10 protein-coding genes and 4 tRNA genes are annotated in these 11452 nt (G+C 38.2%); 10 read left to right on the forward strand and 4 right to left on the reverse strand.

Translation table 11 applies throughout. The features are described from left to right. Window positions 1–248: 248 nt before the first annotated feature. Both O3746_RS09310 and cydC read left to right on the forward strand, forming a co-directional pair. Window positions 249–1994 carry an ABC transporter ATP-binding protein/permease gene (locus O3746_RS09310; protein WP_371448803.1) on the forward strand — a complete coding sequence of 582 codons (1746 nt, stop codon included), beginning with the start codon at window positions 249–251 and terminating at the stop codon, window positions 1992–1994. Then, window positions 1987–3645, forward strand: coding sequence for a thiol reductant ABC exporter subunit CydC (gene cydC / locus O3746_RS09315; protein WP_371448805.1), 1659 nt, complete (start codon window positions 1987–1989; stop codon window positions 3643–3645). The genes O3746_RS09310 and cydC overlap by 8 nt, the downstream gene beginning before the upstream one ends. Before the next feature lie 38 nt (window positions 3646–3683). Here the strand turns inward: cydC and coaA are convergent, their stop codons facing one another. After that, a complete protein-coding gene (coaA, locus tag O3746_RS09320) occupies window positions 3684–4619 on the reverse strand; it encodes a type I pantothenate kinase (protein WP_371448807.1) in 936 nt (311 codons plus the stop codon). A gap of 214 nt (window positions 4620–4833) precedes the next feature. Here coaA and O3746_RS09325 point away from each other — a divergent pair. The 7 genes from O3746_RS09325 (at window position 4834) to crcB (ending at window position 7879) form a co-directional block, all read left to right on the forward strand. Then, window positions 4834–4909 (forward strand) — tRNA-Thr (locus O3746_RS09325). 30 nt (window positions 4910–4939) lie between these two features. Beyond that, a tRNA-Tyr gene (locus O3746_RS09330) sits at window positions 4940–5024 on the forward strand. Window positions 5025–5065: 41 nt separating this feature from the next. After that, window positions 5066–5140, forward strand: a tRNA-Gly gene (locus O3746_RS09335). 3 nt (window positions 5141–5143) lie between these two features. Further along, window positions 5144–5219 (forward strand) — tRNA-Thr (locus O3746_RS09340). 103 nt (window positions 5220–5322) lie between these two features. Continuing rightward, window positions 5323–6507: an elongation factor Tu gene (gene tuf / locus O3746_RS09345; protein WP_049365036.1), complete on the forward strand. Its 1185-nt coding sequence runs from the start codon at window positions 5323–5325 to the stop codon at window positions 6505–6507. Between the two features lie 157 nt (window positions 6508–6664). After that, window positions 6665–7483, forward strand: coding sequence for a Cof-type HAD-IIB family hydrolase (locus tag O3746_RS09350; RefSeq protein WP_005695047.1), 819 nt, complete (start codon window positions 6665–6667; stop codon window positions 7481–7483). Next, the gene (gene crcB, locus O3746_RS09355; protein ID WP_005699075.1) at window positions 7484–7879 is read left to right on the forward strand and encodes a fluoride efflux transporter CrcB; all 396 of its coding nucleotides are present in this window, start codon (window positions 7484–7486) and stop codon (window positions 7877–7879) included. On the opposite strand, the gene recX is transcribed toward crcB, so the two are convergent. The 3 genes from recX to O3746_RS09370 all read right to left on the reverse strand — a co-directional run bounded on the left by recX (window position 7854) and on the right by O3746_RS09370 (window position 10410). Next, window positions 7854–8306, reverse strand: a complete 453-nt coding sequence (gene recX, locus O3746_RS09360) for a recombination regulator RecX (protein WP_032827499.1) — start codon at window positions 8304–8306, stop codon at window positions 7854–7856. The genes crcB and recX overlap by 26 nt on opposite strands. A gap of 69 nt (window positions 8307–8375) precedes the next feature. Next, window positions 8376–9431 (reverse strand): recombinase RecA, encoded by a 1056-nt coding sequence (gene recA, locus O3746_RS09365; RefSeq protein ID WP_049371683.1) that lies wholly within the window; start codon window positions 9429–9431, stop codon window positions 8376–8378. A 136-nt stretch (window positions 9432–9567) separates the two neighbouring features. Beyond that, a complete protein-coding gene (locus tag O3746_RS09370; protein WP_049373658.1) occupies window positions 9568–10410 on the reverse strand; it encodes a patatin family protein in 843 nt (280 codons plus the stop codon). 227 nt (window positions 10411–10637) lie between these two features. Between O3746_RS09370 and O3746_RS09375 the strand changes: the two genes are divergently transcribed. Further along, the gene (locus O3746_RS09375; RefSeq protein WP_080971327.1) at window positions 10638–11306 is read left to right on the forward strand and encodes a TfoX/Sxy family DNA transformation protein; all 669 of its coding nucleotides are present in this window, start codon (window positions 10638–10640) and stop codon (window positions 11304–11306) included. The last annotated feature ends 146 nt before the right edge of the window (window positions 11307–11452 follow it).

The following is an 11452-nucleotide window of genomic DNA, read 5'->3' on the forward strand; positions in this document are numbered from 1 at the left end:
CACTCAAAAATATCACTAAAAATAACCGCACTTAGGGAAACCAAGTGCGGTATTTTTTTATCTGGAATATAAATAAAAATAATTTTCAATTAGATCTATTATTTGTTTATATTCTTGACTATAATTTTTACGACTTATATCGCTTAAAGACAATAATACGAAATAGACTCGTTTTTTGGTTGTTAGATTGGTAGCAAAGTACGCATAGTAATGTGCGTACTTCTTTTTTGTTTTTAGGAGCAATCATTATGATGATAGATAAACGCCTAATTAACACGGTAGCCGACAGTAAAAAATGGATTGGCATCACGGTGTTATGGAATTGGGTAGCGTTAATTGGTGGGATTATTAGTGCCGTCGTGTTCTCTTATATTTTACAGGCGGCTTATTTTAATGAATTGGGGCCAATAAGTGCGGTCATTTTGGGGATCGTTTTAATTGCTGCTTTGGCGTTGCGCGCCTTTGCAGGTAAAAAATCGGTGCAGGCCTCTTATTTTGCCAGTACGAAAGTCAAACATGAGCTGCGTAGCCTCATCTATCGCAAATTGGCTTCAATGCCGCTTAACCAAGTGAATCAACAATCTACTTCAAGCATTATTCAAGTGGCTTCAGAAGGTGTGGAGCAGCTTGAAATCTACTTTGGGCGTTATTTGCCTCAGCTTTTTTATAGCTTGCTTGCCCCGCTCACACTCTTCGCTTTTCTGATCTTTTTCAGCTTTAAAACAGCCGTAATTTTGTTGATTTGTGTTCCGCTGATCCCGATGTCGATCATTGCGGTGAATAAAATTGCGAAAAAACTCTTGGCAAAATATTGGTCCATTTATGTGGGATTAGGCAGCAGTTTCTTAGATAACCTACAAGGTTTAATCACGCTAAAAATCTATCAAGATGATGCTTATAAAGCGAAAGCAATGGATGAAGAAGCAGAACATTTCCGCAAAATCACTATGAAAGTACTTACCATGCAGCTTAACTCGGTATCACTGATGGATTTACTTGCTTACGGTGGTGCAGCAATCGGGATTTTAACGGCTTTATTGCAATTCCAAGCTAATCAATTAACCGTATTAGGTGTCATTTTATTTATTCTACTTTCTTCTGAATTCTTCATTCCGCTTCGCTTATTGGGTTCTTTCTTCCATGTGGCGATGAATGGTAAAGCGGCATCAGATAAGATTTTCACATTGTTAGATACGCCAGTGGAAACTCAAACTCAAGCGGTCGATTTTGCGGCGAAAAATGCCATTCAGGTGGATATTCAAGATCTGCATTTTTCTTATAGTGAAGAAAAACCAGCAATTACAGGCTTAGATTTAAGCATATTACCAAATCAGCTTACGGTATTTGTAGGTAAAAGTGGTTGTGGTAAATCCACTTTGGTTTCATTGCTAATGGGCTTTAATAAGGCGCAACAAGGCAAAATTCTATTCAATGGTCAAGAAATTCAATCCATTGATCGTCATTCGTTTTATGAAAAAGTCTCTTTGGTGAGCCATAGCAGTTATGTGTTTAAAGGTACGCTACGTGAAAACATGAAGATGGCGAAAGTTGATGCCACAAATGAGCAAATTTATGCGTGTTTAGAACAAGTCAATTTGGCGCAATTCGTTCGAGATAACGGTGGATTAGATATGCCGTTATTAAGCCGTGGCGCAAATTTATCTGGCGGTCAAATTCAACGTTTAGCTTTAGCGCGTGCTTTGTTACACAATGCCGAACTTTATATTTTTGACGAAGCGACCAGTAATATTGATGTAGAAAGCGAAGAAATTATTTTGCAGTTCATTCAGCAATTTAAACAACAAAAAACCATTGTGATGATTTCCCATCGCTTGGCCAATGCCGTGAATGCGGACTGCATTAATGTGCTTGAACAAGGCAAATTGATTGAGCAAGGCACGCATAAAGACCTCATGGCAAAACAAGGTGCGTATGCTGAAATGTTCCAACAACAAAAAGATTTAGAACAAATTAGAGAGGTGGTAAATGCGTAAAAATGGTTTTGTTGTAATGGGGCATTTGTTGAAATTAGTGACTCCATTGGCGCACATCATGGCGTTTACTATCACCATGGGAACGCTCGGTTTTCTGGCTGCCATCTTTATTATGGTACTTGGGGCGATGGGTTTAGTGAATTTATTAAACTTTGACACCCATTTAAGTTTTTCTGGAATTTTGACCGCACTTATCGTGTTAGCGGTGGCTCGTGGCGCATTGCGTTATTTAGAGCAAATGTCAGGACACTATATTGCTTTTAAATTATTGGCATTATTGCGTGATAAAGTGTTTTCCTCTTTGCGCCGTTTGGCTTTTGTAAAGTTGCAAGATAAACAAGCGGGGCAATTAGTGTCACTAGTAACCAATGATATCGAATTGCTCGAAGTGTTCTATGCGCATACCATCGCACCAATTATGATTGCGTTCTTTACTTCTGCGATTTTATTGTTGGTCTTCGCTCATCTTTCAGGTTGGTTTGTGCTTGTGGCATTAGCCGCTTATTTAACGGTGGGTGTGATATTACCAATTATCACCACTAAATTGGCCCGTGAAGATGGTCGACGCTATCGTGAGTTGGTTGGTGAAATGAATGATTTCTTCCTCGATAGTGTGCGTGGTATGAAAGAGATCCAACTTTTCGGCTATGCGAAACAGCGCTTAGATGAAATTCAACAACGCAGCCAAAAAATCGATACCGCTTTTGAGCGCATTAAAGACCAAGAAGCAAAAGTACGTGTTTACACTGAAGTGGCGGTATCCGTGTTTAACATCATTATGTTATTCACCGGCTTAATTTTGTTTAGTCTAGATAAGATTGATTTTTCTGCCTTTTTAATTGGCGTGATTTTATTGATGTCGAGCTATGGCCCCGTTATTGCATTAAGTAACCTTTCAAGCAACTTGTTACAAACCTTGGCTTCAGGTGAGCGTGTATTGAGCTTGCTAGCAGAAGAACCCGAATTAAAAGACGTAGAAAGTGCGGTTGATTTGAAGGATGTTTCTCGCATTGATGTTGAGAACGTAAGTTTTGCTTATGGTGAAGAACAAATTTTATCGGATGTTAGCTTGTCTGTGAAAAAGGGTGAAATCTTAGGGATTCATGGCAGAAGTGGTAGCGGTAAAAGCACCTTGTTAAAACTGCTGATGCGTTTTTACGATCCTAAATCGGGTAGCATTAAAATTAATGGCGAAAGCTTACCGAATATCAACACCTGTAGTTTGCGTAACAATATGGCGTACATTACTCAGCAAACCTATATTTTCAATGAAACGATTGAAGAAAATATTCGCCTTGCACGCCGTGATGAAACGTTAGAAGAAATTATGGAAGCTGCGAAGAAAGCGTCAATTCATGATTTCATTTTAAGCTTGCCAGAAGGTTATCAAACAAAAATGACGGAATTGGGCGGTAACCTTTCTGATGGTGAAAAACAGCGTATCGGTATTGCTCGTGCATTCTTGCATAATGCGCCGATTATTTTACTCGATGAACCGACCAGTAATCTGGATAGCTTAAACGAAGCGATGATTTTGAAATCATTGTTGAACGTGAAAGCAGAAAAATTGATTATTCTCGTGAGTCATCGCCAATCTACCATGGCGATTTGCGATCAGGTGATTGGCATTGAGAATGGAAGAATGTCGTAAGGCAGTGAGAAAAAGAGCGGTCAAATTGACCGCCTTTTTTATTTTCTTAATTTCACTAACTCAACTTCGTGATTTTCACCTTTTCTAAGAATGAGATTGGCGCGCTCACGAGTTGGCAGAATGTTTTGTTTTAAATTCAATCCATTAATGTTATCCCAAATGTTGCTAGCAGTTTCAATGGCTTCCTGCTTAGAGAGATTGGCATAATGTTTAAAATAGGAATCCGGATTAGTGAAAGCACTTTGACGGAATTTTAAGAATCGCTTGATGTACCATTCTTTAAGCAAATTCTCGTCAGCATCAACATAAATAGAAAAGTCCACAAAATCAGACACGAAGGTTTGATTGGCTTTGTTTGAACCTGTTTGGAGAACGTTTAGTCCTTCTAAAATTAAAATATCCGGTTGATCGACAATATCGAACTTATCAGGAACGATATCGTAAGTCAGATGAGAGTAAATAGGCGATTTTACCGATGGCTTGCCTGATTTGATATCAGCTAAAAAATGAATTAATTTGGGCGTATCATAAGAAATAGGGAAGCCTTTTTTCTGTAGCAAATCATCTTTTTTCAGTTTCTCTAATGGATAAAGAAAACCATCAGTAGTAATTAGATCAACTTTTCGTTCGGTAGGCCAGTGGGTTAGCAAAGATTGCAAAATACGTGCCGATGTGCTTTTCCCAACAGCAACACTACCTGCGATACTAATGATGTAAGGGACTTTAGGGCTTTGTCCGCCAAGGAAACGATTTAAAACCGCTTGGCGACGAAGGTTTTCATCAATATAGTAGTTGATGAGACGTGCAAGTGGCAGGTAAATGGTGCTCACTTCATCAAGAGAAAGCTCTTCATTAAAACCTAAAAGCGGTTTGAGATCTTGCTCCGTTAATTTTAGCGGAACAGATTTTCTTAATTCAGCCCATTGTTGACGACTAAAGTTCAGAAAGGGCGTTAGTTGTTCGGTAATTTCCACGGTGCTTTATATCTAGAGTGAAAAAAATTGGACAAAATATACCCTATAAATGAGTTGTGATCATCGTTTTTTATTAAAAGTGGTGAGTTTTAAAGCAAGAATGTGGCTTTTTGCTTGTAAATTAGACGAATAGTTAAAAAAAACGCATTTTTCATAAAAAAAACTTGTCAGGCATAAAATTTTCCATATAATACGCCTCACTTGCTTACAACACGCCGACTTAGCTCAGTAGGTAGAGCAACTGACTTGTAATCAGTAGGTCACCAGTTCGATTCCGGTAGTCGGCACCATCCTTTAGTAAACAAGTATTCATTTAGCGTGGAGGGGTTCCCGAGCGGCCAAAGGGGGCAGACTGTAAATCTGTTGGCTCAGCCTTCGAAGGTTCGAATCCTTCTCCCTCCACCATTTTCTAAATGAATTCTGATGGGACAGATGAATTTAGGACTGCGGGCATCGTATAATGGCTATTACCTTAGCCTTCCAAGCTAATGATGCGGGTTCGATTCCCGCTGCCCGCTCCAAACGCTGATATAGCTCAGTTGGTAGAGCGCACCCTTGGTAAGGGTGAGGTCGGCGGTTCAAATCCGCCTATCAGCACCAGCCTTCCAAATTCCTCTCTCCTTATTAAATAGTAATGATTTTATTGGTTAATGTGGTTTAATTTACCCATCGATAACCGTGTCTATTTAGAGGGACTCTTTAAATGTCTAAAGAAAAATTTGAACGTACAAAACCGCACGTAAACGTGGGTACAATCGGCCACGTTGACCACGGTAAAACAACTTTAACAGCAGCAATCACAACCGTATTAGCAAAACACTACGGTGGTGCAGCTCGTGCATTCGACCAAATCGATAACGCGCCAGAAGAAAAAGCGCGTGGTATCACCATCAACACCTCACACGTTGAATACGATACTCCAACTCGTCACTATGCACACGTTGACTGCCCAGGACACGCGGACTATGTTAAAAACATGATCACCGGTGCGGCACAAATGGATGGTGCAATCTTAGTAGTAGCAGCGACAGATGGTCCTATGCCACAAACTCGTGAGCACATCTTATTAGGTCGCCAAGTAGGTGTACCTTACATCATCGTATTCTTAAACAAATGCGACATGGTAGATGACGAAGAGTTATTAGAATTAGTAGAAATGGAAGTTCGTGAACTTCTTTCTCAATATGACTTCCCAGGTGACGATACTCCAATCGTACGTGGTTCTGCATTACAAGCATTAAACGGCGTTGCAGAATGGGAAGAAAAAATCCTTGAGTTAGCAAACCACTTAGATACTTACATTCCTGAACCAGAGCGTGCAATTGACCAACCGTTCCTTCTTCCAATCGAAGACGTGTTCTCAATTTCAGGTCGTGGTACAGTAGTAACAGGTCGTGTTGAGCGTGGTATCATCCGTACTGGTGATGAAGTTGAAATCGTTGGTATCAAACCAACATCGAAAACAACAGTAACTGGTGTTGAAATGTTCCGTAAATTACTTGACGAAGGTCGTGCAGGTGAGAACATTGGTGCATTATTACGTGGTACCAAACGTGAAGAAATCGAACGTGGTCAAGTATTAGCGAAACCAGGTTCAATCACTCCACACACAGACTTCGAATCAGAAGTTTACGTATTATCAAAAGATGAAGGTGGTCGTCACACTCCATTCTTCAAAGGTTACCGTCCACAATTCTATTTCCGTACAACTGACGTAACTGGTACAATTGAATTACCAGAAGGCGTGGAAATGGTAATGCCTGGTGATAACATCAAAATGACAGTAAGCTTAATCCACCCAATTGCGATGGACCAAGGTTTACGTTTCGCAATCCGTGAAGGTGGCCGTACAGTAGGTGCTGGTGTTGTTGCGAAAATCATCAAATAATTGATGTATTAACTGTAACAAGTTAGATAAAGAAGGCGTATCGAAAGATACGCCTTTTTGTTTTTTATCAATGAATGTCGTTTTTTTGATAGAAAGTGCGGTCAAAAATCGTGTTGTTTTGGTATGATACAGATTCATTTTTTATACGGGTGTTTTTATGCAACAACTTCCATTTAAAGCCGTTGTTTCTGATCTTGACGGTACATTACTCAATGCTAATCATGTAATTGGTGATTTTACAATTGAGATATTAAATAAATTAGAACAAAAAGGTGTTGATATTATTTTAGCGACAGGCCGTAATCACACGGATGTTTCTTCTATTTTAGGTAAGATAGGTGCTGAGCATGCTGTAATGATCACTTCCAATGGTGCGAGAGTACGCGACCTAAAAGGTAACCTTATTTATAGCAATAGTCTTCCAGAAGAAATCGTGCTTGAGTTATATAAAATTCCTTTTGATCGTACCAAGATTTGTATCAATACTTATCAAGATGATGGTTGGTTTATCAATATAGATGTGCCTGAATTAGCAAAATATCACAAGGATTCAGGTTTCATGTATGAGGTGGTTGATTTCACAAAACATCACGGAAGAGGAACTGAAAAAGTATTTTTTATTGCTCGTGATCCAAAAGATCTTGTGGAGCTGGAAGATTATCTTAGAACGCATTTTGGTGATAAAACGACGATTGTTTATTCTGCTGTGACTTGCTTAGAGGTCATGAACAAAAATGTATCTAAAGGTGATGCACTAGCTCATCTATTAGAAAATAGAAATTATGGATTAAAAGATTGTATTGCTTTTGGCGATGGTCAGAATGATGTTGAAATGCTTTCTTTGGCTGGTAAAGGTTATGTGATGGCAAATGCTGATCCTCGTTTAAAAGAAGCTTGCCCTGAATTGGAAGAGATTGGGTTCAATAAAGACGAAGCGGTAGCCAAACATTTGGCGGAGCTTTTTGGTATCAAATAAATGTTTCAGTCGCTTATTCTTGTTAGCACAGGCGCAGCCATCGGAGCATCCTTACGATGGGGATTGGGTCTTTGGTTGAATTCACTATTTAGCACACTTGCATTTGGTACACTTGTGGCGAACTTTATTGGCTGTTTTTTGATGGGGATTTTAGTGGCCGCCTTTTGGTTATTTCCTCAATTTAGCCCTGAATGGCGATTATTCTTAGTGACTGGATTTCTTGGTGCTCTCACCACCTTTTCTTCTTTTTCAGGCGAAGTAATAGAACTCTTTTTTAAAGAAGAGTGGGTAAATGGATTGTTCGTTTTAGTTAGCCATTTAGTTGGTTGTTTAATTTTTACAGTATTAGGGATTTATTTCTTTAGGTTCATCAGTCTTCTATTCCATTTCCGATAAAATCGCTAAATTCTTCAGAATAAAATCCATGAGAGAGCATATACTGCCAAATTTTTTGTTTGCTTTTGATTGGTTGAGGTTCTGCATAATTAGGAAACTTTTTGTGTAGAACCTTTTCTGCTATTTCAATCCAATTAATTTCACTTTCTGCGAGGACTTCATTGATTACGTCTGAAGGGACGCCTTTTAGTTGACGTAATTCTTGTTTGATACGATTTGCACCATACCCACGCTGCGAACGTGCGTGTAAATAATTTTCAGCAAATCGTTTATCATTTTGCCAGTTTTTTTTCTGACAGTAAGCAATCGTTTCATCGATCTCATCTTCTGTAAATGCTTTTTCCTGCATTTTATTGCGTAGTTCAAATTCGCTATATTCACGTCGAGCAAGTAAATTAACGACATAGCTTAAAGCAAGAGAAGACATAGAAATTCCTTTTAGGTGAAATACGGTTGAAATGAAAAGTGCGGTCAATTTTGACCGCACTTTTAGTGATTAGAAATCACTTTCTGCGTCATCGGTAGATTGTTCAATATCAGCCATTAATGCTTGTTCTGGGTTAGCGACTAATTCAGCACGAAGCTTCGCTTCAAGTTCGTCTGATTTCGCAAGGTTTTCATGTAACCATTTCATTGCATTAGCTTTACCTTGACCAATTTTTTCACCGTTATATGCATACCACGCACCAGATTTCTCAACAAGTTTGTGTTTAACACCGAGTTCAATTAATTCTCCAGCTTTGGAAATCCCTTCTCCGTAAAGAATTTGGAAATCAACTTGGCGGAAAGGTGCTGCTAATTTATTTTTTACGACTTTAACACGAGTTTCATTACCAATGACTTCATCTCCATCTTTAACTGAACCAGTGCGACGGATATCTAAACGCACAGAAGAGTAGAATTTCAGTGCGTTACCACCGGTTGTGGTTTCTGGGTTACCAAACATGACACCAATTTTCATACGAATTTGGTTAATGAAGATAACGAGACAGTTTGCATTTTTGATTTGGCCGGTTAATTTACGTAGCGCTTGAGACATTAAACGCGCTTGTAAACCCATGTGTGAATCACCCATTTCACCTTCAATTTCAGCTTTCGGGGTGAGTGCAGCGACCGAGTCTACGATGACGACATCTACAGCACCAGAACGTACTAATGCATCACAAATTTCAAGTGCTTGTTCACCGTTGTCTGGCTGGGAGACTAAGAGCTCTTTCACATCAACACCAAGTTTTGCTGCATAAATAGGATCAAGAGCATGCTCCGCATCGATAAACGCGCAGGTTTTACCGACTTTTTGTGCTTGAGCGATAACAGATAAAGTTAAAGTTGTTTTACCAGAAGATTCAGGTCCAAAAATTTCAACAATACGACCCATTGGTAAACCACCAATACCAAGGGCAACATCAAGACCTAAAGAACCAGTTGAAACAGATTCTACATCAAGGGCTTGAGTATCGCCCAATTTCATAATTGAGCCTTTACCGAATTGCTTTTCAATTTGACCAAGTGCTGCGGCGAGCGCTTTTTGCTTTTCTTCTTGAGTTGCCATATAAAACCTTCTTAAACAGAGTTATCTAAATTTGGCTAGATTATATCTGTATTGATGTACAGTATCAAGAGAAAATTTTTTCCTTGACGAAAAAATGTGAAGCAGATTCCAAACTTGATAAATAGTTTATTTAAAATCAACTTCTTAAGTATTTTTTTAGATCTTGAATTTGTGCTGAGAGAATTTTTTCACCCAGTTCATATACAGTTCTTATTTTGGTTTCATCTCGTTCTAATCGACCTATATTGAGCGGTACATTTGGACGGATCACAAAGATTTTATTTTGTTTTTCTAAACGAATGATTTCTTCTACTTGTTCATTATAAGTGCGGTAGCGATTTTCTAAGGTTTTAACTAAGTGTGGATATTTGCGATAAAAAAGCTTGAATAAAAAAGAAGAAGATTTTGTTTTACGGTAGTCGATAGGTTGGGTTAAAACAACGATGATTTTATCACAACCGAGCTCTTGTGCTTTTTTAAATGGAATACTATCAGCAATTCCACCGTCTAGATATTTTTGCCCATTGATTTCCACAAATTGTGAGACAAAAGGCATGGCCGAGGTTGCTCTGAAGTATTCCATTTCTTTGAAAACATTTTCGATTTTGAAATATTCAGCTTCACCATTCTCGATGTTTGTGGCAGCTAAATAGAAATCAATGTGAGATTTTTCAAATTCATTTTGATCAAAAGGGTCGAGATTAAAGGGGAGATCATAGAAAGCGAAGTCTTTATTGACAATGTTGCCTGTTGTAAAAAGGCTATGAAATCCCATGTACCGTTTATCTTTAAGATATTTTAGGTTATATCTCAACGCTCTTTCTTTTTGATTGGATGCATAATTTATGCCAAATAATGCCCCCGCAGAAACGCCAATAATTTTATCTATTTGAATGTTTTGTTCCATGAGTGCATCAAGAACGCCTGCTGTAAACATTCCTCTCATGCCGCCGCCTTCAAGAACGAGTCCTACTGTCATTTTTACTCCTGAATTCTAAAAAAATTCTAATGGTTAAATATTAAACTATAAGCTAGTTTTTTCTTATCTAGTTGTTTATCAATAAATAAATTTTGCATTTGCGATCTTTCTCACAAATTTGAAATTTTATATTCGTCACCTTTAACTGGTTATGATATAACCATTTTTGAGAAGTACTTCTTGGTATAGTCGTATGTGATTAACCTTAAGTAAGGAGGAGTTTTAAAATGAAAACTCTCATAATCCCAAATGATCATATCAGTAAAGTATGTGATTTGTTAAATCAACTTATCGGAGATGTAACAAGTAAAAATCTATTTACGGGATATGGCTTGTTTCATAAAGAAAAAGATATGTTTGCTGTTTGGGCCAACAATAAGGTTTACTTGCGCGCTAAGGATGAGCTTTCCATAAAGCTAAAAGGACTTGGATGTAAACCCTTTACAACAAATGAACTCAATAAGCGCTTTGTATTATCTGATTATTATGCTTTAACTGAAAGTATCTTGAAAGATAATGTCTTAATGAGAACCTTGATCATTCTTTCAATTACTCAAATAAGGAAGGAAAAACTCGATTCCGCGCTCTCTAAGATTGGACGGATTCGTGATTTACCGAATTTATCGGTTAAGTATGAACGAGCATTAAAGAAAGTTGGTATTGATAATGTCGATATTTTACGACAAATAGGTGCTGAAAATGCAATTGTTCGTTTGAAGAAAGCGGATATTGGTGCAACTGAAGCTTTTTATTGGCGACTTCGTGGCGCTTTAGAAAATCGTAATTGCGAGTTTTATACTGAAAAAGAGAAGGAAAGAGGCCTTAGTAAACTTAATGAAATACTTTCTGCAAATGGGTTTAGACGTTGTAAGCGGACCTTAAAAAAGGCTGAATAGCATTCATATAAAGGACTTAACGTTTAAAAAATCATCTATCGAAGAAATTTCTTAAAAAAGTGCTTGCGTGGATTTCAAAAATCCCTATAATGCACTCCACACAACGACGCGCTGTTGTGACTCTTAAGAAAAACCAGTGCGTCGTT

This window comes from Haemophilus sp. 27098_8_127, from assembly GCF_041433495.1.
Classification (GTDB): Bacteria; Pseudomonadota; Gammaproteobacteria; order Enterobacterales; family Pasteurellaceae; genus Haemophilus_D.